The organism is Sphingopyxis flava (genome assembly GCF_900168005.1).
Taxonomy (GTDB): Bacteria; Pseudomonadota; Alphaproteobacteria; order Sphingomonadales; family Sphingomonadaceae; genus Sphingopyxis; species Sphingopyxis flava.
In genome coordinates this window covers 186,108-212,320 of the sequence record NZ_FUYP01000001.1, presented here as the reverse complement: position 1 = coordinate 212,320, position 26,213 = coordinate 186,108, and the positions used below count along the sequence as shown (strand labels likewise).

The window sequence follows — 26,213 nt, the reverse complement described above, 5'->3', positions numbered from 1 at the left end:
ACAGAAAAGAAAAACGCTATGCTCAAGCGCGCTCGCCTCGCGCCACTGATCCTTCTTTCGGTGCTTCTTTCCGCCTGTTCAGGCGGGGACAGCTCGCAGAGCGGCCCCCCCGCGCTGCCCGTCACCGCCGCAAATCCGCTGGTGAAGGAGGTCACCGAATGGGATGATTACGTCGGCCGCTTCGAGGCAATCCAGAGCGTCGAGGTGCGTCCGCGCGCCTCAGGCTATCTGACGCGATCGCATTTTTCCGATGGGCAATATGTGCGGGCAGGGCAGCTGCTCTTCACGATCGATGCGCGTCCTGCGCAGGCTGCGCTCGACCAGGCGCGCGCGCAGCTCGCGCGCGCGCAGGCAACCCTTGCCAATGCGCGCACCGAGCTTGCGCGCTCCGAAACGCTCGCAGCGTCACAGGCGGCAAGTCGCGAAGAGGTCGAGCAGCGCCGCGCTGCCGTGCGCACGGGCGAGGCCGATGTAGCTGCAAACCGCGCCGCGATCCGCGGCGCCGAGCTCAATGTCGGCTTCACGCGCGTTACCGCGCCGATTTCGGGCCGCGTATCGCAGCGGCTCGTCGATCCCGGCAATGCGGTCACTGCCGACCAGACGGTTCTGACGACCATCGTATCGACCAATCCCTTGCACTTCAGCTTCCAGGGGTCGGAGGCGAGCCTGCTCGCCTATGAGCGGCAGGGCGACACGCTCGAAGGCTCGCCGGTGCGCATTCGCTTGCAGGGCGAGGAGGCGTATAGCCGCACGGGCAAGATCGATTTCGTCGACAATGCGCTGAGCACGGGTTCGGGCACGATCACCGTGCGCGCGGTTGTTCCCAATCCCGACGGCAAGCTGCGCCCGGGCCTTTTTGGACAGCTTCAGCTTGCCGCCTCGGCGCCGCGCGCGGCAATCCTCGTTCCCGACACCGCGATCGTCACCGACGCTGCCCGCCGCGTCGTCTATGTGATCGGTCCCAAGAATGTCGTGCAGGCGCGCCCGGTTACCCTCGGTCCCGTCATCGATGGCCTGCGGGTCGTGCGTACCGGCCTCACCGCGAAGGACCGCGTCATTGTGAACGGCATTCAGCGCGCGATGCCCGGCCAGCCCGCCAAGGTGGAGGCAGGCCGCATCCTCCCGGATGGTAAGGTGGTCACGAGCAAGGCCGCGCCGCCGGCCGGTACATCCAGGTCAGCGCCCGCGAAGGACGCGGCCAAGTGAAGTTCAGCCGCTTCTTTGTCGACCGTCCGATCTTCGCGGCGGTCATTGCAATCTTCATCACGCTGATCGGGGCCTTCTCGTACCCGCAGCTTCCGCTCGCACAATATCCCGAGATCGCCCCGCCGACGATCGGCATCACCGCCGCTTATCCGGGCGCATCGCCCGACACGATCGCGGAAACGGTGGCATCGACGCTCGAGCAGGAGATCAACGGTGTCGAGAACATGCTCTACATCCAGTCGTCATCGACGCAGGGTGCAGCGCAGATCACCGTGACGTTCGAGCCGGGCACCGATCTCGATGCCGCGCAGGTTCTGGTGCAGAACCGCGTCGCGCTTGCCGAACCGCGGCTCCCCGAGCAGGTGCGCCAGATCGGCGTCCAGGTGAACAAGCAGGAAACCGGCTTCCTGATGATCGTTGCGCTCACGTCGACCGACCCTGCGATCGATACCGATTATGTCGGAAACTATGCGAACTCGACATTGCGCGACCGGTTGCTTCGCCTCGAAGGCGTTGGCGGCGTCCAGATATTCGGCGGCGGCTATTATTCGATGCGCGTGTGGATCGACCCCGACAAGGCCGCCGCGCGCAACTTGACCGCAACCGAGATTGTCGCAGCGCTCCGGAACCAGAATGTTCAGGTCGCTGGCGGGTCGGTTGGCGCACCGCCCTATGGCAAGGGCAATCCGGCGTTCGAATTGCCGGTCGAGGTGCCCGGTCGCCTCGTGACACCCGAACAATTCGCGAATGTCGTTATCAAGACCGACACGCAGAACGGAGCGATCACGCGGCTGAAGGATGTGGCGCGCGTTGAGCTTGGAAGCCAGGATTATGGCGTGCGCGGCGTGTTCAACGGGCAGGAGGGGGTCGGCATGGCCGTCATCCAGCAGCCCGGTGCCAACGCGCTCGATGCCGCGAACCTCGTCCTGCAAGAGGTCGAGGCTGCCTCGAAGGATTTTCCGCCGGGCCTTGAATATCAGATCCCCTTCAACCCGACCGAATATGTCCAGGCGTCGGTAAGTGCGGTTCAGGAAACATTGGTCGAGGCGCTTGTCCTCGTCGTCCTCGTCGTGCTCGTCTTCCTCCAGACCTGGCGCGCCGCGATCATCCCGATCGTCGCGATCCCTGTCGCGCTCGTCGGCACCTTTGCGGTGCAGCTCGCGCTCGGCTTTTCGATCAACTCGCTGTCGCTCTTCGCGCTCGTCCTTGCGGTCGGGATTGTCGTCGATGACGCGATCGTCGTCGTCGAGGCCGTTGAAAAGCATGTGCGCGCGGGTCTCAGTCCGCGCGAGGCGGCGCACCGGACGATGGGCGAGGTGTCGGGCGCTCTCATCGCCATCGGCCTCGTGCTCGTCGCGGTGTTCGTTCCGACCGCCTTCGTGCCGGGCATTCCGGGCATCTTCTATCAGCAGTTCGCGGTCACGATTGCCGCCGCGACGGTATTTTCGCTGCTGACATCGCTAACGCTGTCGCCCGCGATGGCGGCGCTGCTCCTGAAGCCGCACGAGGAGGGGCAGCAGGAAGAACCCGCAAATCGGGTTTTGCGCGTCGCACGCCGCGCGGCCGACAGGTTCAATCATGCCTTTGACACGCTTTCCGAACGCTATGGTCAAACGACGGCAAATCTCGTGCGCAAGGCAGGGCTCATGCTCGCCATTTATGCGGTGCTGCTCGCGTTCACCGGGTGGCGTCTGACAGCGACGCCGACGGGCTTCATTCCCGATCAGGACCAGGGGGTGCTGATCGGTGTGGTCCAGCTGCCCCCCGGTGCATCGCTCGACCGCACGAGCGAGGTTCTGGCGCGCGCGCAGCAGACCGTCATGGGTCTCGACGGGGTCGACGGCATCGCGACCTTTGCAGGGCTCGACGGGTCGAGCTTCTCGACGGCCTCGAACGCCGGCACGATGTTCATCCGCCTCAAGGACTGGGAGGAGCGCGGCAAACAGCTCAGTGCCGCTGCACTGTCCGGCCAGCTATCGGGCGCGCTCGCGGGCGCACTCCCCGAGGCCAATGCCTTCGTCATCGCGCCGCCCGCGGTGCAAGGGCTCGGCAGCGGCAATGGCTTCACCATGATGATCCAGGCGACCGGCGGCGGGAGCTATCGCGAGCTTGAGCAGGCGACCGGCGCGATGATGGGCGCAGCGTCGCAAAATGACCAGGTGCAGCAGGTCTTCTCGCTGTTCAACACCGCAAGCCCGCGCATCTTTGCCGACGTCGACCGCGACAAGGCGCAGATCCTGGGTGTCGATCCGAGCCAGGTCTATGCGGCGCTCGGCACCTACCTTGCCTCGACCTATGTTAACGACTTCAACTTTCTCGGCCGCACCTTCCGCGTGACAGCGCAGGCGGAGCCGGCTTCACGCGCGCGGATCGAGGATGTGGGTCGGCTTCAGGTACGGTCCACGTCAGGCGAGATGGTGCCTTTGTCGTCGGTTGCGACCTTCCGTGACGACAGCGGGCCGACGCGCGTGGTGCGCTATAATCTTTTCCCGGCGGTCGAGCTCCAGGGGCAGGCGGCGCCCGGCGTCTCATCGGGTGCGGCGCTTGGCGTGATGGAAGAGATTGCCGCCAGCACGCTGCCTGCCGGCTTCGCCTATGAGTGGACGGGGCTTGCCTATCAGGAAAAGGCGGCCGGAAGCAGCGCGGTGCTGATCTTCCTCCTCGCGGTGGTCTTCGTCTTTCTCGTGCTGGCAGCGCAATATGAATCGCTGCCGCTGCCGCTCGCGGTGATCCTCATCGTGCCGATGTGCATCCTCGCGGCGATGATCGGCGTCAATCTGCGCGGGATGGACAATAATATCCTGACGCAGGTCGGCCTCGTGGTCCTCATCGCGCTCGCGGCGAAGAATGCGATCCTCATCGTGGAATTCGCCAAGCAGGGCGAGGAGGAGGAGGGGATGAGCAAGATGGAGGCCGCGGTCCATGCCGCGCGCTCGCGTCTGCGCCCGATCCTGATGACCAGCTTTGCCTTCATCTTCGGGGTGATCCCGCTCGCGATCGCAACCGGACCGGGGCAGGAAATGCGCCAGGCGCTCGGCACCGCGGTTACCTTCGGGATGCTCGGCGTGACCTTCTTCGGACTGATCTTCACACCGGTCTTCTACGTCGTGTGCCGAAAGATCGGCGAGCGGACGAAGGCGTGGGTAAAGCGCCGTGGCCACAAAGCGGGCGGCGGCAAGTCGCTGGAGGCTCAGTAATGAAGCGTTCCCTCCTTCTTGCCGCCACGGGCGCGCTCGCGCTGCCCGGCTGCACCGTCGGGCCGGCTCATGTTTCGCCTGTGCCCACGGCACCTTCGCAATCGCCTTTTGTCGAAGGCGAAAAATCGCCTGTCTTCACTGGCGATCAACCCCCGGGCGAATGGTGGAGCCTGTTCGGCGACCCGGCCCTCGACGCGCTCGTTGAGCAGGCGCTCGCAGCCAATACGGACTTGCGCGTCGCCGCCGCCAATCTGGCGCAGGCGCGCGCGGTGCTGAAGGAAGCGAAGGCCGGTCGCCTGCCGACGACGCGCGTCGGCGCGAGCGGCGCCTATGCGCGTCAGGGTGGAAGCACCACCGGGATCGGGCCGGTTGAAGGCGAGACCTATGATGTCGGGCTCGATGTCGGCTATCAGGTCGACCTCTTCGGCCGCGTCGAAAGCGCGATCCGCGCAAGCCGCGCTGATGCGCAAGCCGTGCAGGCGGCCTTCGATTTGACGCGCATCACTGTCGCCGCCGAAACCACGCGCGCATACGCTGACGTCTGCGCGTTCAACCGCCAGCTCGCAGCAGCACAGGAGACGCTGCGCATACAGGAGCAGACCTTTGATCTGACGCGCCGCCTCTTCGAGGGCGGCCGCGCGACCCGGCTCGAAACGGGACAGGCGGGGGCGCTGCTCGAGCAGACGCGCGCGGCGCTGCCGACGCTGGAGGCGCAGCGGTCAGCCGCACTCTACCGGCTCGCGGTGCTGACGGGGAAGCCGCCCGCCGAAGCGCCCGAGACCGTGCTGCAATGCCAGGCGCCGCCCGCGCTTGACCGACCGATACCGGTCGGTGATGGCGCCTCGCTGCTCGCGCGGCGTCCCGATATCCGCCGTGCGGAGCGGGAACTCGCGGCCGCAGCAGCACGGGTCAATGTCGCGACCGCGGAACTTTATCCCAGCATCAGCCTTGGAGGTTCGATCGGCTCAACCGCAGGGTCGATTTCTGGGCTCGGCTCCTCTGACGGCTTTCGCTTCTCGCTCGGCCCGCTCATATCGTGGAATTTTCCGAATATGGCTGCCGCGCGCGCGCGCCTCAGACAGGCCGAAGCCGGCGCCGATGCCGCGCTCGCTGCCTTCGACGGGGCCTGGCTCTCCGCACTGCAGGAGACCGAAAGCGCGCTTGCAGCCTATGCGGGCGAACTCGACCGGCTTTCCGCGCTTCGCCGGGCATCCGAGGAAGCCGGAGAGGCCGCGCGGATCGCGCGGCTGCGTTATCAGGCGGGACGCGAGAATTTCCAGGTTGTGCTCGACGCTGAACGTTCGCTGGCGCAGATCCAGGCGACCATTGCGCAGTCCGAGCAGCAACGCTCGACCTATCTCGTGGCCCTGTTCCTCGCGCTCGGCGGCGGGTGGCAAGAGGCGGCAACCGGCGCTTGATCCAAACAGGGGTGGAGCATCCCCCCAATAGCTCCACCCCCGGCCTCGCGGCACCGCGCGAGGCTATATGGTCACGCGATTTCGACGCGATTTCGTCCAGCCTCCTTGGCGCGATAGAGCGCATCGTCGGCCGCTTTCAGCGCCGCGCGGGGGCCCGGGTATCCGAACACATCCGCGACGCCCCCCGAGAAGGTGACAACGCCGAAAGGCGTATCGGTCTTGCGGTTGACGAGGCGGCGATCAGCGAGCCGCGCGCGCGCGCCGTCGAGACGCGCCGCCGCCTCGGTAGGGGTCAGGCCGCGGAACAGCATGACGAATTCCTCGCCGCCGTGGCGTGCGACGTGGCAATTGTCGTCCGAAATCTGCGCGAGCGTGTCGGCAATGACCTTGAGCACGCGGTCGCCCGCTTCATGGCCGTGCGCGTCGTTGATCGCCTTGAAATTGTCGATGTCGCAAAAAGCGACGCTCAGCGCCACGGGCGTCTCGCGCGCCTCGCGATAATGGCGTTCGAGCAGCGCCTCGAAGGCGCGGCGGTTGGGTAGGCCGGTGAGATAGTCGACTTCGGCGTCGCGCTGCGCGCGAGCGAGGCTGCGGCGCAGCGATTTTGCCTCTTCCTCGCTGCGGCGCATTTCGTCCTCTGCCTTGCGCGTGCGTTCGAGCATGGCCTTTGCAAGGTCGGCAAGGCTCGACACGATCTGGCCCGTCTTTTGGAGCCGCTCGAGGTCGGTGAGATGTTCTTCGAGCTCGCTGCCATAGTCGCGCGTCATCTGATGCGCGGCTCTGGAGCGCGTCTGGAACGCGTCGAGATTGGTTTCGAGCCGTGCCATCAGCCGGTCGAGATCCGCGCGGGTCTCGTGCTGCGTTTCTTCGCTGGTGACCTCGTTGATCCACTGCTGACTGACGCCTTCGCGTGACCGGCTGCGCCTCGCAATCTGGCGCGCGAGCTGCGGATTGCGCCCCGAAAAGGCGCTATGGGCAACCAGCAGATTGGCGGGCGAGACCTCGAGGTCATTCTCGATCAGGAAGCCTCCAATAGCCGCGATGAGGTTGCGGCGCGCCTGCCGCACTCCTCCGGGGTCGGGCGCATCGCTCGATGCGGGCGCGTCGCTTCGGGGACGGCGCAGCCCTAGGTAACCGAGGAGCCGCCCGACCGGCTCCCGCGATATGGTGCTTCCAATGGTCATGCGACGATTAACGGGCGCACGTCTGCCATTTTAAGCGCGCTTGGCCTCCCGCCTCCATGCTATTAGCGCTGGTCTAACGGGCGCATCCGCGCAATGCAACCGGTTACATTGGCGCCTGCGGGAGCTTTGAGGCGCCGCGGGCGCTTGCTTCCAAATATTCGTCCATCGCCTACTGGCGCGTTCGCCCTCGACTGGTTACATGGGCCGCCACCGAACGAATCGCGCGCGCCGCTACCGTGATGCGGGGCAGGCGCCGCCCGCACCAGAAAGTGGCACCCATGGAAATCATCACCGGTCTGACCTTCGACGACGTGTTGCTGGTCCCCGGTCCGTCCGATATACTGCCGTCCGACGCCAATCTGTCGACCCGGATTACCGGCGGCATCCGGCTCAACATCCCCATTCTCTCCTCGGCGATGGACACGGTGACCGAGGCCGACATGGCGATCTTGATGGCGCAGATCGGGGGGCTCGGGGTGCTCCACCGCAACCTTACGATCGAGGAGCAGGCGGCGGCGGTGCGCCAGGTCAAGCGCTTCGAAAGCGGGATGATCGTGAACCCCATCACCATCGCCCCCGACGCGCCGCTCTCCGATGCGACCGCGCTCATGGCGCAGCACAATATCTCGGGAATTCCGGTGGTCGAGACGGGCGGAAAGCTCGTCGGCATACTCACCCATCGCGATGTACGCTTTGCGGAAAATCCGAAGCAGCCGGTGCGCGAACTCATGACGTCCGATAATCTTGCGACCGTGCGTCCCGGCGTCGGCCAGGACGAGGCGCGCAAGCTGCTCCATCAGCGGCGCATCGAGAAATTGCTCGTGGTCGACGACGATTATCGCTGCATCGGCCTCATTACCGTCAAGGACATGGAAAAGGCGGTCAATTTTCCCGATGCGACCAAGGATGAGAGCGGCCGCCTCAGGGCTGCAGCGGCGACGAGCACCGGTGACAGCGGCGTCGAGCGCGCCGAGGCCCTTCTCGACGCCGAATGCGACCTCATCGTTGTCGATACTGCGCACGGCCACAGCAAGATGGTCGGCGCGACGGTCGAGCGGATCAAGAAACTTTCAAGCCGGGTCCAGGTGCTCGCGGGCAATGTCGCGACCGGCGATGCAACCAGGGCGCTGATCGACGCGGGCGCCGACGGGGTCAAGGTCGGCATCGGTCCGGGCTCGATCTGCACCACCCGCGTTGTCGCGGGTGTCGGCGTGCCGCAGCTCACCGCGATCCTCGACAGCGTCGAGGCAGCCTCGAAGCAGGATATCCCGGTCGTTGCCGACGGCGGGCTGCGAACCTCGGGTGATCTTGCAAAGGCGCTCGCCGCGGGCGCCTCGTGCGTGATGGTGGGCTCGCTGCTCGCAGGCACGAGCGAAGCGCCCGGGGAGACTTTCCTCTATCAGGGCCGCACCTATAAAAGCTATCGCGGTATGGGCAGCGTCGGCGCGATGGCGCGCGGTTCGGCCGACCGCTATTTCCAGCAGGACATCAAGGACCAGATGAAGCTCGTCCCCGAAGGGATCGAGGGGCAGGTGCCCTTCAAGGGGCCCGCAAAGGACGTCATCCACCAGCTCGTCGGCGGCGTGAAGGCGGCGATGGGCTATACCGGGAGCCGCACGCTCCAGGATCTTCGTGAGCGCGCAAAGTTCGTGCGCATCACCAACGCGGGGCTGCGCGAGAGCCATGTCCACGACGTCGCGATCACGCGCGAGGCGCCCAACTATCCGGCGGGCTAGTCGGCTCTTGCACCCGAAGCACGTCCGATGACCCCCGCAGCACGCGTCCAGGCGGCGATCGAGATTCTCGATGCAATTGCCGTCGCGGCCCGCGAGGGCGGCGCTCCTGCCGATGCGCTCCTTGCGGACGCGATGCGCCAGCGCCGCTACGCGGGATCGAAAGATCGCCGCGCGATCCGCGGCCATGTCTATGAAGCGATCCGTGCGGTGCGTATCGCTCCGCCCTCGGGGCGGGCGGCGATGGTCGCGCTGGCCGACCTCCGGCCCGATCTTGCCGCGCTCTTCGATGGTTCGCCTTATGGTCCGGCCCCGATAACGCCCAATGAGCCACGCGCCGAAGCGGGCTTTGTGGCACCAGCGCTCGCCGAACTTTTCGATCCGCTTGTAAGCGCCGAGGAAGGCGCTGCGATGCTGGCCCGCGCGCCGCTCGACCTGCGCGCAAATCGGATCAAGGCGAAGCGCGAGGATCTCGCCATGCTCTTTCCCGAGGGTGCGCCCATCGCACACGCACCCGATGGCTGGCGGCTGCCACCCGAAACCGCCGCGACGCAGCACCCGGCGCACGCCCAGGGGCGGTTCGAGGTGCAGGATGCGGCGAGCCAATATGCATCGGCCGCGCTCGGTGCCGCCTCCGGCATGGCCATCGTCGATCTTTGTGCGGGCGGCGGCGGAAAGACGCTCGCCATCGCCTCGGTGACGGAGAACGGCGCCGACATTCTCGCCTGCGACACCAACCGCGCGCGGCTCCAGCAGCTGCCGCCGCGGGCCGAGCGGGCAGGAGCGACCCGCATTGCGACACGGCTGCTCGATCCTGGCAAGGAAAATGCGATGCTTGCCGACTGGCAGGGAAGAGCGGACCGAGTCTTTGTCGACGCCCCCTGCTCGGGCAGCGGCACCTGGCGACGCAGTCCCGAGCTGCGCTGGCGGCTGACGTCATCGCGGCTTGAGCGGCACCTTGCCGATCAGGCGAAGCTCATCGAGATTGGAGCCGGGCTGGTGGCGCCGGGCGGAAAACTTCTTTATGCCGTCTGCTCGATCATCGCGCGCGAGGGGCGGGCACAGATGGATGATTTTCTGAACCGGCATCCGGGCTGGCGAGTCGACGCCGAGCCGCTTCCAGCCCGCGTCGGACGGCGTGCCGGCGCGGGTTTCCTGCTGACGCCGGGGCATGACGGATGCGATGGCTTTTTTCTCGCACGGCTGACGGCACCATGTTAGGCTCTCTCGACATGACGAAATGGGAGAATGCGATGCGTGTCAGTTTGCTGGCTCTCGGTGCCGGTCTTGTCCTCGCCAGCCTGCCTGCCGCCTCCGACGCGCAGCGCGCCGATAACGACATTCTTCCGCGTTCGATTGCGCTCCAAAAGCAGGGCGAGGAAGCCCAGGGCATGGGCGATCTGAACGGCGCGATCGATTATTATGAATCAGCCCTCGCCGCCGATCCGCGCAATCGCTCGGCGATCATCGCGCTCGCGCAGGTTGCGCGGGCGCAGGGATTGCCGGGCAAGGCGATCGGCCTCTATCGCGAGGCACTCCTCCTCGAACCCAATGATGTCACAGCGCTCGTGGGCCAGGGACAAGCGTTGGCCGAAAAGGGGGCTATCGAGCTCGCGCGGGAGAAACTGGCGGCGGCGCAGCGGGTCTGTTCGGACAAATGTCCGCAGGTCGCCGCGCTCGAAAAGGCGATCGCGGCCAGCGTATCGAAGCGCGTTGTCGCGGCCGAGGCAATTGCGCCAAAGCCGGTGGTGACGACGGTGACGCGCGAACAGAATTAGGAAGCGCGCTTCGCTCCCGCCCTCGGCGTTCGCGGGAGCACTCAATCGTAAACGCACCGGTCGAGACCGTCGCGGCGAACGACGCCGATCCGCGCGCGGATCATATTGCCATAACGGCGGGTAAAGCCCGAAGGGCTCACGGCCTCGCGCTTCTTGGGCAGCGGTAGAATTGCCGCGATGCGCGCAGCCTCCGCCGGGGAGAGTTTTGCCGCGCCGTGCCGGAAATAGCGCTGCGCGCCCGCTTCGACGCCATAGGTGCCAATACCCGTCTCGGCGACGTTGAGATAGACCTCCATGATCCGCCGCTTTCCCCAGATTTTTTCAATAAGGAAGGTGAACCAGATCTCGGGGACCTTGCGGACATATCGCGTCCAGCCGCTGCCCTGCCAAAGGAAGACATTCTTGGCCGTCTGCTGGCTGATCGTCGATCCGCCGCGCAGCCTCTTGCCCTTGGCATTGCGTTCGATCGCCTGCTCGATCGCCTCCCGGTCGAACCCGTCGTGGCTGCAGAATTTGCCGTCCTCGGCCGCGATCACTGCGCGCACCATGTTGCGATCGATATGCGAAAGGCCCGTCCAGTCCTTGGTGATGCCATTGCGGTCGGCAAGCATGGTGAAGGTCACTGGCGGCGGAACAACGACATAGATCAGGACCCAGATCGCCGAAATCGCGATGAACCAGAGCAGCCATTTGAACGGCCGCAGATACCAGGGCAGCTTGCGGCGGCGGACTTTGGTCGCTGGGCTCATCGCCGGGTCTCTATCGCAGCGCGGGGCGGTCGGACAAGCGGATCATTCGGGAAAGCGAACGACGCTGTTCGCGGGCGGAAACATCGGGCCCGGCGCAGCGGCTGGCAGCGGCTGCCATGCCGTTCCGAGCTTTTCGATTGACGAATAGCCGCCGATCCGCGTCGCGCCCTCGACCAGAAACGGGAGGCCCTCGGCTGCGAGCGGCGAAGGCGAGGAGGCCATATGAAAGTGAAGATGCGGTGCGGTGCCCTGACCGGTGAGGCCGAGGCGGGCGATCACCTGCCCGCGTTTCACCCGGTCGCCGGGCTTCACGCGCAGGCCGGGCTGGAGATGCTCGTAAAGGGCGTAGCGGCCACCGCCAAGATCGAGAGCGATGTAGTTGCCGGCCGCATCGCCGATCGCAACTTTGGGGAGATCGGCGCGCCATCGCGGCTCGTTGACGTCGTCCCGCGTCGCGGCGACCACCGCGTCGGCAACCGCGAGCACCTCGGCGCCATAGCTCAGCGAATCCGCCAGCGCCTTGCCGTCCGAGCGGTCGAGCCGGCCCTTCGCGTCGACCCTCATCCAGTCGATGGCGAAACGGCCAGGGATCCTCGCGCGTCCCGCGACGGCATAGGGAACTCGGCGATGACCACGCTCAAGCTCGGGCGCGTAGACTGCTACCCACGGTCCATTGCGCAAGGGCGGACCCAGAATGGGAAGTGGGCGTGGGTCGATCGTCACGGTGCCGGCCTCGATGACGCGGCGTCCATTGTCCTGGCGGATCTCAAGACTATGCGCGATCTTCGCGGGACGAGAACCGTCCGTTAGCGCGATGTCGAAATAGGCAATCGCCCGCGCGCCCGGCGCGATCGTCGCGCCGCCTCCCGATGGGACATGCCCTAACGCCGCCTCAAGCGCGGCGCCTGAAAGGGCAAGCAGTTCAGCGCCGCTCGCAGCGTCGCGCGCCACGATACGGTCAAGGGTCAGCGGGACGGCCGCGAAATTGCTCAGGTGCATCTCATAGACGAGATGTCGCTCGTCCCCGATGCGGACCGGCGCTGGGGAAATGCGAATGTCGGCGTCGAATGCCTGCATATCCGCCGATGGCGAGGCGAGGGGCGGGGCGGGGGCAGGTGCCGCCAGCGCCGCCAAAAGAGGAAGGAGCCACATGGCGCCACCTTATGGCAAAGGGCGCCGGCGGCAAATCTTCGCGTCAGGCCCCGACCAGCCGCCGTTCGCCGGCGAGCTTGAGCATGGCCTTCTGCAGCTTCTCGAACGCGCGCACTTCGATCTGACGGACGCGTTCGCGGCTGACGTCATAGACCTGGCTCAGATCCTCGAGCGTCTTCGGATCGTCTGTGAGGCGGCGCTCGGTGAGGATGTGACGCTCGCGCTCGTTAAGCGTTTCGAGCGCCTCGGTAAGTAGCTCGTGGCGCACGTCGCGTTCTTCCGCTTCCGCCACGCGTTCGTCCTGCAGCGGCCCTTCGTCGCCGAGCAAATCCTGCCACTGGCTGTCGCCATCCTCGCCCATCGGCACGTTGAGCGACGTGTCGCCGCCCATCGCCATGCGGCGGTTCATGCTGATCACCTCGTCCTCGGTTACGCCAAGGTCCTTTGCAATCTTCGCGACATTTTCGGGCGACAGATCGCCATCCTCGAAGGCCTCGAGATTATTCTTCATCCGGCGAAGGTTGAAGAACAGCTTCTTCTGCGCAGCGGTGGTGCCCATTTTGACAAGACTCCACGAGCGCAGGATGAATTCCTGTATCGATGCGCGGATCCACCACATCGCATAGGTCGCGAGGCGGAAGCCGCGTTCGGGGTCGAACTTCTTCACACCCTGCATCAGCCCGATATTGCCCTCGCTGATCAATTCACTGACCGGCAGGCCGTAGCCGCGATAGCCCATTGCGATTTTCGCCACGAGCCGCAGGTGCGAGGTCACAAGCTGCGCTGCAGCTTCATTGTCCCCATGCTCCTGAAAGCGCTTCGCGAGCATATATTCCTGCTCGGGGGTCAGGAGGGGAAATTTGCGAATTTCGGCCAGGTAGCGGTTCAGGCTCGCCTCACCGCCGAGTGCGGGCACTACTGCCGGAACATTGCTCTTGTTAGCCATAGCGTCTTCCCTAAATTTCAGAAGGAGAGTGATGCCGCGGTTCCATCCTGCGGTCGAGATAGATTTTTATTCGAAACTTAAACGCGCAGTTCATCGATCAGTTCCCGCATATCCTGAGGGAGTTCGCTGTCGAGCGCGATCTTGTTACCAGTTACCGGATGAATAAAACCCAAATGGGCCGCGTGCAATGCCTGCCGCGCGAAGCCCCGCGCTTTGAGCACATCGGACAGCGGTTTGCGCGACCGCCCATAGACCGGATCGCCGATGAGCGGATGGCCGATATGCGCCATGTGAACGCGCACCTGATGGGTACGCCCTGTCTCGAGCCGGCATTCGATCAGCGTTGCCCCGGTGAGCAGCTCGATGGTGCGGTAATGCGTGATCGCGTGCTTGCCGCGTCCTGTCGGAACCACCGCCATCTTCTTGCGGTTGGTCGCCGATCGGCCGAGCGCTGCGTCGACCGTAGCATTGGCCGGCATCGGCCGCCCGGTTGCAAGCGCGAGATAGCGGCGCTCGATGCTGTGCGCAGCGAACTGCCTGGCCAGCCCTTCATGCGCCTTGTCGTGCTTTGCGGCAACGATCAACCCGCTCGTATCCTTGTCGATTCGGTGCACGATCCCCGGCCGGGCGACGCCGCCAATCCCCGAAAGCTGCCCCGCGCAATGGTAGAGCAGCGCGTTGACCAGCGTGCCGTCGGCGTTGCCCGCAGCCGGATGCACGACCATGCCTGCGGGCTTGTCGACGACGATGAGGTGCTCGTCTTCATAAGCGATGACCAAGCCAAGGTCCTGCGCGACATTGTGCGCAGGCGCCGGAGCGGGAAGGCGGACCTTGATCGTCGTGGGCGCCGCGGCCTTGGCCGACGGGTCCCAGAGCACCGCGCCGCTCGCATCCGCAACGCGGCCTCCCTTGATGAGCATTTTGAGCCGTTCGCGCGACAGGTTCGGAAGCGCCTCGGCGAGCGCCCGGTCGAGCCGCTCACCGGCGGCGCCCTCACCGAGCGCTATGGTCAAAATGTCCTCATCCCCCTGCATTGGGGGGGATGTGGGTGCGAGATACCGGATTTCAAGAATTGGCGGGGCGCTAATCTCTTCGTCTCAGAAGGCCGCCGACGGGCATGTCTTGCGAAACGGATGCGGGGTTCGCCCTTGCTCTCGTGCCCGCGCTTGCCCTAGGGACCGGCAGGCCGGAAATATCCGGATCTGCGCTGGGGAGCCATTACATCCATGTCCGACGATCGCGTCGATTTCGCGTCCATGCTGGCCTCGCGGCTTTGCCATGACCTGCTAAGCCCGGTGGGGGCATTCGCCAACGGGCTCGAGCTGCTCGCCGACGAAAAGGACCCCGACATGCGCGCGCGCTGTTTCGAGCTTTTGGAACAGAGCGCGCGGACATCGGCGGCCAAGCTCAAATTTTTTCGCCTTGCCTTTGGTTCGGCGGGCGGTTTCGGCGAGGCGGTGCCGCCCGCGGAAGCGAGGTCGGCGATCGAGGGGATCATGGCCGATCGGCCGATCACCCTCCATTGGATGATCAGCGACGAGCCGCTGCCCAAGCCTGCGGTCAAGATCATCCTCAACCTCGCGTTGATCCTCGTCGACGCGCTGGTGCGCGGCGGCCGGCTCGACATTGGGTGCGAGAAGCAGGCCGACGGCATCGAGATTGCGCTTCACGCCGAGGCCGAACGCATTCTGGTCGACAAGGATGTCGAGCGCATCCTCGCGGAAGGCGAGAGCGCCGGCGCGATGAGCTCGCGTACTGCGCCTGCGGTGCTGGTGCAGGCCGTCGCGGAGCAGAACGGCGGCACGGTGATGCTCGCGCGCGAGACGCCGACATCGCTCCTGGTCGGTGCCGTCTTGCGCGGACGCGGGTAAAGTCTCCCTTAACCATTGTTCGGCATGGTCGCGCTTCGATTTTGGGGCGCACCGGAACCGCAATGGACGATCTGCTAAACGACTTTCTGGCTGAAACCGCCGAAATTCTCGCCGAGGCGGGCGGTGCGCTCGTTGCATGGGAGGCCGATCCCGGCGACCGTGAGCGGCTCGATGCCATTTTTCGCCTCGTCCACACGATCAAGGGCAGCTCGGGATTCTTGTCGTTGCCGCGCGTCACGGCGCTGGCTCATGCGGCCGAGGACGCGCTCGATCAGGTCCGGCGGGGCAATCGGCCCGCTGACGCGGCGCTCGTTACCGGGGTTCTCGGGGTCATCGATCGCCTGACCCACTTGTGCGGCGCGCTTGGCACCGGCGGCGGCGAACCCGCGGGCGATGACGGCGAGGTGATCGAGGCGCTGGCGCTTGCGGCCGATGAGCCTGCATCGCCCGAGCCGGCCGAAATCCAGCTGCGCCGCGAAGACGATCTGGCCGCCGAACTTCAGGCGTGGCGATCGATCAGAGTGCCTCTGCCGCTGCTCGACAGCGTGATGACGGGGGTCACCGACATCGTCCTCGCGCGCAACGAATTTGCCCGCATGCTGCGTGAATCGGGGGCTGACCCCCGCCTGATCGCCTCGTTCGACCGCCTCTCCGATTCGATCGCGGGGATGCGCCAGTCGGTCAGCCAGATGCGCATGCAGCGCATCGACAAATTGTTCGCGCCGCTGCCACGCATCGTCCGCGACCTCGCACAGGAGCTCGGGAAAAAGGTGAAATTCGTCGCCAGCGGCGGCGAGGTCGAGCTCGACCGCGAGATGATGGAGAATATTCGCGATCCGCTGATCCACATCGTCCGCAACGCCATCGATCACGGCATCGAACCGCTCGACCAGCGCGTCGCGGCCGGGAAGGGCGTGATTGCAACGCTGTCGGTCTCGGCGCGCCAGTCGGGCAACCAGATCGAGATCGAGGTGCGCGACGATGGGCGCGGCCTTTCGCCCGATGCGCTGGTCTCCAAAGCAGTCGCAGCGCGGATTGTCACCGCGACCGAGGCCCGCGCGCTCAGTGCGAAGGACAAGCTTGAGCTGATCTTCCGCCCGGGCTTTTCGACCGCGGCCAAGATCACCTCGGTCTCGGGGCGCGGGGTCGGCATGGACATCGTCAAGGCGAACCTCGAGAAAATCGGCGGGGTCGTCGAGCTGCGCAATGACGAAGGGCGCGGGCTGACGATCCTCCTGCGGGTTCCGATGACGCTCACGATCATCTCGGGGCTCATGGTGCGCGCAGCAGGTCAATATTTTGCCATTCCGCGCGGCGCTGTTCGCGAAATCCTGCTCGAAAGCAGCGACAGCGCGCGCATTGATTGTGTCGGAGGGGGCGAACTTGCGACGGTACGCGGCGAGAAATTCCCGCTGCTGAGGCTTGAAGAGATATTGGGCCTGAAACCAGGAGCGGACGAGGATGCCGAGGATCGCGCGATCGTGATCGTTCGGCCCGGACAGGGGCAAAGCTATGCGCTGAGCGTCGCGGCGATCCACGATCATGAGGAACTTGTGATCAAGCCCGCCGCGCCGCTGATCATGGCGACGGGCCTTTACGCGGGCACGACCTTGCCCGACAATGGTCGGCCGGTCTTGCTGCTCGACGTTCAGGGTCTGCTCGCGGCTGCGGGGATCGATGCGTCCGAAGCCGGGCGCTGCCATGACGAAGCCGAGGAAGCCGAAGCTGAGGCGGTCGCGGCGCGCAAGGCTGCACAGCTTCTTCTGTTCCGCGACACGGGCGGCCGCGTTCGCGGCATTCGCCTCTCGGTCATCGAGCGCGTCGAGGAGGTTCCCGCGCTCGCGCTCTTCGAGAGCGCAGGATTGGTGCAGGCCCAGATCGGGGACGATATTTTCCCCGTTCACGCCGGGCGCCTCCCCGAAGACGCCGGGATGCTGAAGCTCCTTCGTCTGCACGATGGGCAGCGGGTGCTCTGTTATCCGATCGAGGCCGTGATCGATATTGTGCGGCTGCCCGATACCGTCCAGCCGGCGCCGGTCCCCGGGTTGATCTCGGGCGTTACCCTCGTCGGCGGCGAACCGGTTGAACTGCTCGATCCCTTCTGGCTGATGGAGCAATATGCGCACGGCGAGATCGCCTCAGAGGCGCGCCAGCCGCTCTGCCAGCTCGCGGGCGATGCCGACGGCTGGGGCGAAAATTTTCTCGCGCCGATCCTGCGCAGCGCGGGCTACCGGGTTGCCTCGGCAGACGATGCCCTCGCCGGGGGCGCGCCTGACGTGTTCCTGACGCTTTCGGACGAGGAGAGTCTGATCGCCGACGGAGTGCCGGTGATCCGTCTGCGCGCAGCGGCCGCGGCCGCCGGGCCCGACGATCAATCGGTTTATCGTTACGATCGTCAGGCGCTGCTCGAAGCGCTGCGCGTCCGGATCGGGGGAGGCGGTTCATGATGGAAAAACTCTATCTCGTCGCGCGCATCGCTGACACGCGCGTCGCGCTGCGCAGCCGCGCGATCCATTCGGTGGTAGCGGTCGGAACCCCGGTTGAGGTGCCCGCTGCCCCGCCGCACGTCGCGGGACTTTTTGCACTGCGCAGCCGCGTTTTCACATTGATCGATCCGCATGTCGTTGTCGGGCTGGCACCGGTGACGGTAATCGAGGGTCAGCGGGTGATCGTCGTCGATGTTGCCGACCATGGCTATGCACTGCTCGCCGACGCGATCGAGGATGTCTGCTTCATCGATGCGCCCGAGACTCGCGTCGCGGGAAAGCTGCTTCCCGGCTGGGCGCGCGTTGCCGATGCGATGATCGAACATGAGGGGGCGTCGCTGCTCGTTGTCGATCCCGCCCATTTCATCACTCTGCCCGTTGCGAGCGCGGCATGACAGTCTTCTTATTAACGGGCTGGACACCCCTTCGCGTTAACAAGGTGCGCTACCCCGGGGGCGGAGGAATATGAGAATGTCGAAATCCTGTCTGGTCGTCGATGACAGCAAAGTGATTCGCAAGGTCGCGCGTCATATTCTTGAAAGCATGGCGTTCGCCGTCGAGGAGGCGGCCGACGGACAGGAGGCGCTGACTTTCTGCCGCGCGAACCGACCCGATGTAATCCTGCTCGACTGGAACATGCCGGTCATGAGCGGAATGGAGTTTCTGGGGGCGTTCAACGATCTCGATTTCGGGCATGATGAGCGGCCGCGCGTCGTTTTCTGCACGACCGAGAATAGCATCGATCATATTCGCGCGGCGATCGAGGCCGGTGCGGACGAATATGTGATGAAACCATTCGATCGCGAAACACTCGAAGGAAAATTGCAGCTCGTCGGCGTCGCCTGAGGACCAAAGTGAGTCAGCCACAGCTCGACATTTCCAGCCGCGAAGCGGCGCCATTGCCCTCGGGACGTACCGTGCGTGTGATGCTCGTCGATGACAGCCTGGTCGTGCGCAGCATTCTCGAACGGATCGTCGATCAGCGGCCGCAGCTCAGGATCTGCGCCTCGGTTGCATCGGCACAGGAGGCTCTGGCCTATCTTGCGGGCGAACCCGTCGATGTCATCGTGCTTGACGTCGAAATGCCGGGGATGAACGGCCTTGACGCGCTGCCGCACCTCCTCGAGCGCGCGCAGGGCGCGCGTATCCTCATCCTATCTTCCAATTGCGACGAGGGCGGCCCCGCCGCGATCGACGCACTCGCGCTTGGCGCGAGCGACACGCTCGCCAAACCGGGGCGGGGGAGCTTTTCAGGTCGCTTCGCCGACGTGCTGACCGAGCGGATTTTGACCCTCGGCCAGCAGCCTCCCGCAGCGCCCGTGATCGCACGGCCTCACCAGATACCGGCGCCGCCGCCTGTGATGGCGCTCGACACCGATCAGCCGCTCGAATGCATCGCTGTCGCTGCCTCGACCGGGGGGATCCCGGCCTTTGCAAACTTCATCGCGCACCTTGATCGCCGCATCACCGCGCCCATTCTTTTGACCCAGCATCTGCCCGACGCTTTCATGGAGTTCTACGCACGCCAGATCGCGACGATGACCCAGCGCCGGGTGCGCGTGGCGGCGGCGGGCATGATTGTCGAGCGAGGTCATGTCTATCTCGCGCCGGGTGACGCGCACCTTGTCGTGATCGCGAACGGCCGCCGCCGCGAGATCGCGCTCGATCGCCACCCGACCGAAAATGGGTGCTGCCCCTCGGCCGATCCGATGTTCGCCTCGGTTGCCGAAGTCTACGGGAAGGGCGGTGTTGGCATCGTCCTGAGCGGCATGGGGCGCGACGGCGCGAACGGCGCCGCACGGCTCAAGGCTGCGGGCGGCACGGTCTTTGCGCAGGCGCCCGAAAGCTGTGTGATCTGGGGCATGCCAGGCGCGGTGAGCAAGACGGGAATCGCGGCAGCAACGCTCAACCCCGATGCGATCGCGCTGATGCTCGGCAGCTTCCTTCCGGGACACAAGCCATGATGGGGAGCGCGAGCGAGTCGGCCTACCGCGTGCTGATGGGCGTTCTTGAATCGCGCACGGGGCAAAGCTTGTCGCCGAACCGGATCTGGCGGATCGAAATGTCATTGAAGCCGGTGATGCAGCGTCACGGCATCGCCGATCTCGATGCGCTCGTTGCCGCGCTTGTCACCTCGACGAGCCGCCAACTGCTCGACGACACGGTCGATGCAATGCTCAACAATGAGACATTTTTCTATCGCGAACACAGCGTATTCGACGACATTGCTACCAAGGCGCTCGAACATATCCGCGAGGTCAATGCGCTGTCGCGCCGCCTCACCATCTGGCATTGCGGGGTGTCGACGGGACAGGAAGCCTATTCGATGGCGATGCTGCTCGCAGAGCAGGCCGAACGGTGGGCGGGTTGGCAGATCCAGATCATCGGGACCGATGTCAGCTACCACGCGATTTCGCGCGCGCGCGTCGGGATCTATTCCCAGTTTGAAATCCAGCGCGGCCTTCCCGTCCAGCGCATGGTGCGCTGGTTCGATCAGACAGAGGCCGGCTGGCTCGCCAAGGCCGATCTTCGACGCCGAATCGAATTTTCCGTGCAGAACATGCTCGTCGACCGACCGCCGCTGACGCACCCTGCCGATCTTATTTTCTGCCGCAACCTCCTGCTCTATTTTGCAGCGCCCATGCGTCTCAAGGCCTTTGCCCGGCTGCGCGCGGTCGCGGCGCCGCAGAGCTTTCTCGTGCTGGGAGCGGGGGAAACCGTTCTTGGACAAACCGACCAGTTCGTCGCCAGCCCGCGCCTGCGCGGTCTTTACGAACCCGCCGACCAGCAGGTGCGCCGCGTCGCCGCCTGACGATGCTCCAACCTTGCAATTTGACCCCCGCTGGCGCAAGCGGCAACGGGGTGGCAGCAAACGGGCAGCGACAGGCATGAACGATTTTATCGAACGCTGGTCTCCGAATTTCGACGAGCGCTCGCTGCCAATTTCGATGATCGTCCTTCATTATACCGGTATGAAGACCGGAGACGAAGCCATTGATCGGCTTGCCGATCCTCAATCGAAGGTGTCGGCGCATTATGTCGTCAGCGAGGACGGGCAGATCACGCATATGGTCCCTGAGGCAAAGCGCGCGTGGCACGCGGGCAAGTCGCACTGGCGCGGGATCAGCGATGTCAATTCGGCAAGCGTCGGCATCGAGATCGTCAATCCGGGCCACGAATGGGGCTATGTGCCCTTTCCCCAAGAGCAGGTCGCCTCGGTCGTCCGGCTGGTCCATCTGATCAAGGATCGCCATGCGATTACCCGCGGCAATGTCGTGGGGCATTCAGACATCGCCCCGGCGCGCAAGCAGGATCCGGGCGAGCTATTCCCCTGGGAGGAACTCGCGCGGCGCCGGCTGGCGCTCCCGCGTCCGACCAAAAAGCTTACCGATCCCTTGTGGACCGACGCCGGCTTTCTCCTCGCGCTCGAGCGCTTCGGCTATGACGTGACCGACGGCTTTGCCGCGACGGTCGCCTTTCAGCGGCGCTTCCGTCCCGAACTGATCGACGGGACTATCGACGGCGAATGCCGCGCGATATTGCTCGCCCTGCTGCTTCCGCAGCCGGAAGGCGATTGAGGGTCGGCACACCCTCGCAAATTTTTGCGCTCATGCTATATTGCCTTGCGCCAGAGGGTCGGGCGATCGCCGCTTCGCGCAAGCGAAGGGGAGGAAAGTCCGGGCTCCACGGAAACCACGGTGCCGGATAACGTCCGGCGGGTCCGCTTTCGGGCGGGTTCAGGGAAAGTGCCACAGAGAAGAGACCGCCCAGGGCTTCGGCCCGGCGAAAGGTGAAAGGGTGCGGTAAGAGCGCACCGCGCGGACGGTAACGGACGCGGCACGGCAAACCCCACCGGGAGCAAGGTCGAATAGGGATGGCAACGGGCTTAGTCCCAGGGCTGGTTCCGGCCCCGCCGTCCGGGTTGACTGCTTGAGCGTTCGGGTAACCGTTCGCCTAGAGGAATGATCGCCCATCCCCTCAAGGAGGGGTGGACAGAACCCGGCTTACAGACCCTCTGGCGCATCTCTCCCCGCCGCCGCCGGCGGAACCGCTTGCCGGCGCGGCGCGTTTCGGTTTCTAGAAAGGGAGACACAAGATGCGAGTCGTCGAAGACCATGTCGAAGTCACCGACGAAGAGGCCTCGAGCGGGGTCAAAGGCCACAATGTCCGCTATGTCCTTGCGATATCGCTGACCGCGGTGGTGATCGTCCTTTCGGCGATCTGGATCATTCCCGCTTTGCTGCGGAGCTGACCTGCTGAAATTGTCCGGTGGAGGGTAGCATCGCGGCGAGCTCGGCTTCAGCGTCCGGCGTCGATTCCATGTCGATGACGGCGATCGGTCGCCGCACGCGTTTGGTGCCAGCCTCCCGATAGGCTGCATCATCGCCGCTTCCGGTCAGCTCGAGCCGTGCGGTGATGAGGTCTCCGGTGAGCAGATTCCAGCTCATCCTCGCACCCTCATGTGCGAAGGTGCGGCTGTAAAGCCGCGCATCGAGACCAATCAGCCGCATGCGCGCGGCAGCCGCCTCGCCGCGAAAGCGATATGTGGCGGCGAGCGCCGTCGTCCCGCCGGTCAGATCCTTTATCACGAGCACGTCCTTGTTCACCGAAAGATCGGCAGGGCCCAGCCGGTCGGATGGCAGGGCAAAGCTCCCTGCGGGAACATGACGCAAGTCCGCCCCTTTCCGAAGTACGAAGTGGACATGGACGGTTCGTCGGTCGGGCCCTGCTGCAATCCAGGCGGCATCGCTCTCGCCATCGCCGTTGAAATCGGCGTCGATGCGCGCTTCGACCTGTTCGCCCGGTTTCAGTTTCGCGGCTATCTCGGCATCGACGGAGCGGGAGGCGGACCCCGCCGCGGCGCTGCACACCAGCATGGCGGCGGCCGGAAATGCCAGCAGATAACGCATTGTCCCCTCCTCGCGTCCCAAAGCAAGCATCGCCATATACGAAAGCGCGTCCGCTGCGGCTGTGACGATGATCACAGGGGGTCAAGGATAGGCGATCGAGAGGATTTCCCATTCCTTGGCGCCGGCAGGTAGCAGCACAGTGCGCAGGTCGCCGACCGCTGCGCCCCGCAAGGCGCGGGCGAGGGGGCTGTTCCAGCCGATCCTGCCGGCTCCCGCGTCGGCTTCGTCATCGCCGACCAGCTCCACGGTCCTTCGCATGTCGTTCTCGTCGGCAAGTTCCACGTGCGCGCCAAACCAGATGCGGCTTTTGTCAGGCTGCGCCGCGGGGTCGACGACTCGCGCCGCTTTCATCCGCCGTGCAAGGAAGGCGAGCCGCCGGTCGATCTCGCGCAGGCGCTTGCGCCCATAGATGTAATCGCCATTCTCGCTGCGATCGCCGTTGCCCGCCGCCCAGCTGATGACTTCGACCAGCTTCGGGCGTTCCTCGCCGAGCAGTGCGTCATATTCGGCGCGCAGCGCGGCATAGCCCGCGGGCGAGATAATATTTGTCCTTTCCCCCGCCACCGGAGTTAGCCCGGCGTCGACTTGCCGAGATAGAAGCTGAGCGGCGCTGCTCGCCGCGCGCCGCCGCCTTCGCGCAGCGTGTCATAGACCACGGCATTTTCAAGCACGCGCTGCACATAGTTGCGCGTCTCAAAAATCGGGATCGCCTCGATCCAGTCGACGATACTGATCGCGCCGCTGCGCGGATCGCCGTTGGCGCGCAGCCATTTGTTCACATTGCCCGGTCCGGCATTATAGGCTGCGATCGCGAGCGGATAGCTACCGCCGAAATAGCGGAGCATCTGCTGGAAATAGGTCGACCCCAAGGTCATGTTGTAATTGGTATCGGTGGTCAGCGACCCTGCGTCATAGCTAAGGCCGAGCTTGCCCGCGACTTCGCGCGCCGTGCCGGGCATCAGCTGCATCATGCCGCGCGCGCCGGCATGACTGATCGCGGCCCGATCGAACTGGCTTTCCTGCCGGGTGATCGCATGGATGAACGTCCAGTTGCTTTCGTGCCCTGCGGGAACGCGAACGGTCGGAAAGCCCGAAACCTCGACCGCGTCGAGGCTGTTTGCCTGTGCGCTGCGGCCAATCATCACGCCAAGGTCGGGTCGCCCGATCTGCGACGCAAGCTGGCCTGCAAGGACATGATCAGCGGGCGAGGTCGCCTTTTGCGCAAGGGCGCGAAGGAAGAGCGACTGTTCGCGCCAGGCTCCGATCTCGCCGAGCGCGCGGGCCGCGCGAACGAGCCGGTCATTCTCGAACGCGGTCATCTCAGCCTGCGAGACCTGGATGCTCGGGGTGGACGCCGGGCGAGGCTGTGGGCGGCCGAGGCGTTCGAGGGCCAGCTGGCCGTAAAATTGATCATAATGCTCCGCCGCGTCCGCAAGATAGGCATTGGCGGTCTCAGCGTCGCCCGCCGCAAGCGCGGCGCGCCCGGCCCAGTAATAGCCCTTGGTGCGCGTCTGAGCGGAACGGGCCGCGTCGCCATAGGCGCGGTAGAGGCGCACCGCCTCGGCGGGGCGATTGAGCTGCTTGAATGCGAGCTCGCCTGCAAGCCAGGCAAGCGACGTATAGTCGTCGCGCACGCCGAGCGGCTGTTCGCGGACCACCGTGCCGGCCGGCAAAGCGTCGTCGATCTGCTTCGCGATGCGGTAGGCCGTCGCCTTGTCGCCCCCCGCGCTCGCGAGTCGGGCGTTGGTCAATAGGGTCTCGAGCCATTCTTCGGCATCGAGCGGCGCGCTCGCAAGCTCGCGCGGGCCGGCAAGCAGGGCCCGCGCTTCGCCGTCGCGACCCGAGCGACGGAGCCAGGTGGCCTTGGCCGTGATGTAGCCGGGGTCGGTGCGAAGAATCGACGGGTTCGCCGCCTCGACCGCCGAGGCCTGCAATGCCGCGTCGACCGCGCCGCTGCGCATTGCGAGGCGCGCGGAATAGACCGCCCGCCTGTGCGGCGAGGTAAAGACAAGCTGGCGTGCAGCAGCGCTGGTGTCGTTCGACCAGAGCAATCGCTCCATGCGTGCATCATGATCGGCTGTCGTCAGCGCGCCCGGGAAAAAGGTCAGCACGCGGTTGACCTCGTCCTGCGTGAGCGAGCCGCCCCTCCAGGCGCGGCGTACTGCCGCATTGGCCTCGTCACGGCGCCCCGAAGCATTGAGTGCGAGCGCCATGCGCAGTTCGCCGCTCGGCGTCTTGGGCGGAAAGGCCTGGAAATAAGCAAGGGTGCGCGCCGGGTCGAAGCTGTCGATCGCGATCGCCTTTTCGGCGCGCACGCGCATCTTGTCGGCGTCGGGCCAGCCGCGGTTCGCCATCAGGAAGCGCGACAGTCGGTCAAAGGAGGCATTGCTGTCCTGGGTAAGGCGGCGCCATTCGAGCACCGCATCGCCGACAGAATTGGTTGTGGTTGGCGGGCTCGTCGACGCCGACGCGAGGCCCATCTGCGCGCGATACCAGTTCATCTGCTCGGGCGTCAGCTCGCCTGCGCAGGCGACAGCGGGGATGAACAGGGCGGCCGCGATGGCGAGGCGGGAAATGGAGGACAGATAGGACATGCCCGGCATGATAGTGGCAAACTCCTTGCAGCGCGCTGAATAGGCGTTCATTAGGCGGCGCGCCGATCATTTTGTAACGGGCGCGGCCAGATTTTGTAAAGGAGCGGTGCATGTTTTCGGGGTCGATTCCCGCCTTGGTAACGCCATTTCGAGATGGGGCGTTCGATGCGGCCGCGTTCAAACGGCTGATCGACTGGCAGATCGACGCGGGAACGAGCGCACTGGTGCCTTGCGGCACGACGGGCGAGAGCCCGACGCTGGGGTTTGACGAGCATTACCGGGTGATCGATTGCTGTATCGAAGCGGCGGCGGGGCGCGTCCCGGTGATCGCCGGCTGCGGGTCGAACGACACCGCGACCGCGATCCGCCACATGCGCCACGCTGCAGCCGCGGGCGCCGACGCGGCGCTCGTCGTTGCGCCTTATTACAACCGGCCGACCCAGGAGGGGCTGCTCGCGCATTTCGAGGCGCTCGCCGAAGCGAGTGATCTTCCGATCGTGGTCTATAATGTTCCCGGGCGCACGGTCACCGACATCAGCGCCGAGACGATGGGCAAGCTTAGCGAAATCCCGAACATTGTCGCCGTCAAGGATGCGAGTGGGGATCTTGCCCGCGTGACCGTCCACCGCGCCGAGGCAAGAGAGGATTTCTGCCAGCTCAGCGGCAATGACGACCTCTGGCTGCCGCACGCGGTTATGGGCGGGGCGGGCTGCATCTCGGTCACCGCCAATGTCGCGCCGCGGCTCTGCGCCGACTTTGCCGCAGCCTGCGGCGCGGGCGACTGGGCGCGCGCGCTCACGCTTCACGACAGGCTGTTCAAGCTGCACAAGGCGATGTTCTCCGACGCTTCGCCGGCGCCCGTCAAATATGCGCTGTCGCGCGTGCACAGCTGGTTCGACCCTGAAGTGCGCCTTCCCATCATTCCCGCATCGGCCGCCTCGCGCGCTGCCGTCGACGCCGCGCTCGAAGCCGCGGGAGTTCTCTAGGCT

General features: G+C 65.3%; 23 protein-coding genes and 1 other RNA gene. 16 read left to right on the top strand and 8 right to left on the bottom strand.

Annotated features, from left to right (window positions below):
• Positions 1–18: 18 nt before the first annotated feature.
• Genes B5X69_RS01040 through B5X69_RS01030 form a run of 3 tightly spaced genes read left to right on the top strand, consistent with a single transcriptional unit; the run spans position 19 to position 5,821 of the window.
• Entirely contained in the window at positions 19–1,206 is a 1,188-nt protein-coding gene (locus B5X69_RS01040; RefSeq protein WP_079636830.1) for an efflux RND transporter periplasmic adaptor subunit, read from the top strand.
• Complete coding sequence (locus tag B5X69_RS01035; RefSeq protein ID WP_079636829.1) at positions 1,203–4,403, top strand: efflux RND transporter permease subunit; 3,201 nt, start codon at positions 1,203–1,205, stop codon at positions 4,401–4,403. Before B5X69_RS01040 ends, B5X69_RS01035 begins: the two co-directional genes overlap by 4 nt.
• Complete coding sequence (locus B5X69_RS01030) at positions 4,403–5,821, top strand: efflux transporter outer membrane subunit (RefSeq protein ID WP_079636828.1); 1,419 nt, start codon at positions 4,403–4,405, stop codon at positions 5,819–5,821. The genes B5X69_RS01035 and B5X69_RS01030 overlap by 1 nt, the downstream gene beginning before the upstream one ends.
• Positions 5,822–5,892: 71 nt before the next feature.
• Here B5X69_RS01030 and B5X69_RS01025 read toward each other — a convergent pair whose 3' ends face one another.
• On the bottom strand, positions 5,893–7,005 hold the full coding sequence (locus tag B5X69_RS01025) for a GGDEF domain-containing protein (protein ID WP_079636827.1): 1,113 nt from the start codon (positions 7,003–7,005) through the stop codon (positions 5,893–5,895).
• Between the two features lie 278 nt (positions 7,006–7,283).
• On the opposite strand from B5X69_RS01025, the gene guaB reads away from it, so the two are divergent.
• Genes guaB through B5X69_RS01010 form a run of 3 tightly spaced genes read left to right on the top strand, consistent with a single transcriptional unit; the run spans position 7,284 to position 10,516 of the window.
• Complete coding sequence (gene guaB, locus B5X69_RS01020) at positions 7,284–8,741, top strand: IMP dehydrogenase (protein ID WP_079636826.1); 1,458 nt, start codon at positions 7,284–7,286, stop codon at positions 8,739–8,741.
• Between the two features lie 27 nt (positions 8,742–8,768).
• Positions 8,769–9,959 (top strand): RsmB/NOP family class I SAM-dependent RNA methyltransferase, encoded by a 1,191-nt coding sequence (locus B5X69_RS01015; RefSeq protein ID WP_079636825.1) that lies wholly within the window; start codon positions 8,769–8,771, stop codon positions 9,957–9,959.
• 32 nt (positions 9,960–9,991) lie between these two features.
• Positions 9,992–10,516 carry a tetratricopeptide repeat protein gene (locus tag B5X69_RS01010; protein ID WP_079636936.1) on the top strand — a complete coding sequence of 175 codons (525 nt, stop codon included), beginning with the start codon at positions 9,992–9,994 and terminating at the stop codon, positions 10,514–10,516.
• 41 nt (positions 10,517–10,557) lie between these two features.
• Here B5X69_RS01010 and mtgA read toward each other — a convergent pair whose 3' ends face one another.
• The 4 genes from mtgA to B5X69_RS00990 form a co-directional block, all read right to left on the bottom strand.
• Positions 10,558–11,265 carry a monofunctional biosynthetic peptidoglycan transglycosylase gene (mtgA, locus tag B5X69_RS01005; RefSeq protein ID WP_079636824.1) on the bottom strand — a complete coding sequence of 236 codons (708 nt, stop codon included), beginning with the start codon at positions 11,263–11,265 and terminating at the stop codon, positions 10,558–10,560.
• Between the two features lie 42 nt (positions 11,266–11,307).
• Positions 11,308–12,417, bottom strand: a complete 1,110-nt coding sequence (locus tag B5X69_RS22180; protein WP_079636823.1) for a M23 family metallopeptidase — start codon at positions 12,415–12,417, stop codon at positions 11,308–11,310.
• A 43-nt stretch (positions 12,418–12,460) separates the two neighbouring features.
• Positions 12,461–13,363, bottom strand: a complete 903-nt coding sequence (gene rpoH, locus B5X69_RS00995) for an RNA polymerase sigma factor RpoH (protein WP_053553569.1) — start codon at positions 13,361–13,363, stop codon at positions 12,461–12,463.
• A gap of 77 nt (positions 13,364–13,440) precedes the next feature.
• On the bottom strand, positions 13,441–14,397 hold the full coding sequence (locus B5X69_RS00990) for an RluA family pseudouridine synthase (RefSeq protein ID WP_079636822.1): 957 nt from the start codon (positions 14,395–14,397) through the stop codon (positions 13,441–13,443).
• Between the two features lie 192 nt (positions 14,398–14,589).
• Between B5X69_RS00990 and B5X69_RS00985 the strand changes: the two genes are divergently transcribed.
• From B5X69_RS00985 to B5X69_RS21260, 9 genes are all read left to right on the top strand, one after another.
• On the top strand, positions 14,590–15,234 hold the full coding sequence (locus B5X69_RS00985; protein WP_079636821.1) for a histidine phosphotransferase family protein: 645 nt from the start codon (positions 14,590–14,592) through the stop codon (positions 15,232–15,234).
• A 62-nt stretch (positions 15,235–15,296) separates the two neighbouring features.
• Complete coding sequence (locus tag B5X69_RS00980) at positions 15,297–17,681, top strand: chemotaxis protein CheA (protein ID WP_079636820.1); 2,385 nt, start codon at positions 15,297–15,299, stop codon at positions 17,679–17,681.
• Entirely contained in the window at positions 17,678–18,115 is a 438-nt protein-coding gene (locus B5X69_RS00975; RefSeq protein ID WP_245798502.1) for a chemotaxis protein CheW, read from the top strand. Before B5X69_RS00980 ends, B5X69_RS00975 begins: the two co-directional genes overlap by 4 nt.
• Positions 18,116–18,191: 76 nt before the next feature.
• Entirely contained in the window at positions 18,192–18,566 is a 375-nt protein-coding gene (locus tag B5X69_RS00970; protein WP_053553573.1) for a response regulator, read from the top strand.
• Positions 18,567–18,574: 8 nt separating this feature from the next.
• Complete coding sequence (gene cheB, locus B5X69_RS00965) at positions 18,575–19,684, top strand: chemotaxis-specific protein-glutamate methyltransferase CheB (RefSeq protein ID WP_245798496.1); 1,110 nt, start codon at positions 18,575–18,577, stop codon at positions 19,682–19,684.
• Positions 19,681–20,532, top strand: coding sequence for a CheR family methyltransferase (locus B5X69_RS00960; RefSeq protein WP_079636815.1), 852 nt, complete (start codon positions 19,681–19,683; stop codon positions 20,530–20,532). The genes cheB and B5X69_RS00960 overlap by 4 nt, the downstream gene beginning before the upstream one ends.
• A 76-nt stretch (positions 20,533–20,608) precedes the next feature.
• Positions 20,609–21,298: an N-acetylmuramoyl-L-alanine amidase gene (locus B5X69_RS00955; RefSeq protein WP_079636813.1), complete on the top strand. Its 690-nt coding sequence runs from the start codon at positions 20,609–20,611 to the stop codon at positions 21,296–21,298.
• Between the two features lie 50 nt (positions 21,299–21,348).
• An RNA gene (gene rnpB / locus B5X69_RS00950) (RNase P RNA component class A) lies at positions 21,349–21,743 on the top strand.
• Positions 21,744–21,816: 73 nt separating this feature from the next.
• On the top strand, positions 21,817–21,972 hold the full coding sequence (locus B5X69_RS21260) for a hypothetical protein (RefSeq protein WP_176141470.1): 156 nt from the start codon (positions 21,817–21,819) through the stop codon (positions 21,970–21,972).
• Here B5X69_RS21260 and B5X69_RS00945 read toward each other — a convergent pair.
• The 3 genes from B5X69_RS00945 to B5X69_RS00935 all read right to left on the bottom strand — a co-directional run bounded on the left by B5X69_RS00945 (position 21,947) and on the right by B5X69_RS00935 (position 25,275).
• Entirely contained in the window at positions 21,947–22,630 is a 684-nt protein-coding gene (locus B5X69_RS00945; protein ID WP_139375607.1) for a hypothetical protein, read from the bottom strand. The genes B5X69_RS21260 and B5X69_RS00945 overlap by 26 nt on opposite strands.
• Before the next feature lie 81 nt (positions 22,631–22,711).
• Positions 22,712–23,194: a transcription elongation factor GreB gene (gene greB, locus B5X69_RS00940; protein ID WP_079636809.1), complete on the bottom strand. Its 483-nt coding sequence runs from the start codon at positions 23,192–23,194 to the stop codon at positions 22,712–22,714.
• 5 nt (positions 23,195–23,199) lie between these two features.
• On the bottom strand, positions 23,200–25,275 hold the full coding sequence (locus B5X69_RS00935; RefSeq protein WP_245798494.1) for a transglycosylase SLT domain-containing protein: 2,076 nt from the start codon (positions 25,273–25,275) through the stop codon (positions 23,200–23,202).
• A 59-nt stretch (positions 25,276–25,334) separates the two neighbouring features.
• Here B5X69_RS00935 and dapA point away from each other — a divergent pair, with 59 nt between their 5' ends.
• Entirely contained in the window at positions 25,335–26,210 is an 876-nt protein-coding gene (dapA, locus tag B5X69_RS00930) for a 4-hydroxy-tetrahydrodipicolinate synthase (RefSeq protein ID WP_079636807.1), read from the top strand.
• The last annotated feature ends 3 nt before the right edge of the window (positions 26,211–26,213 follow it).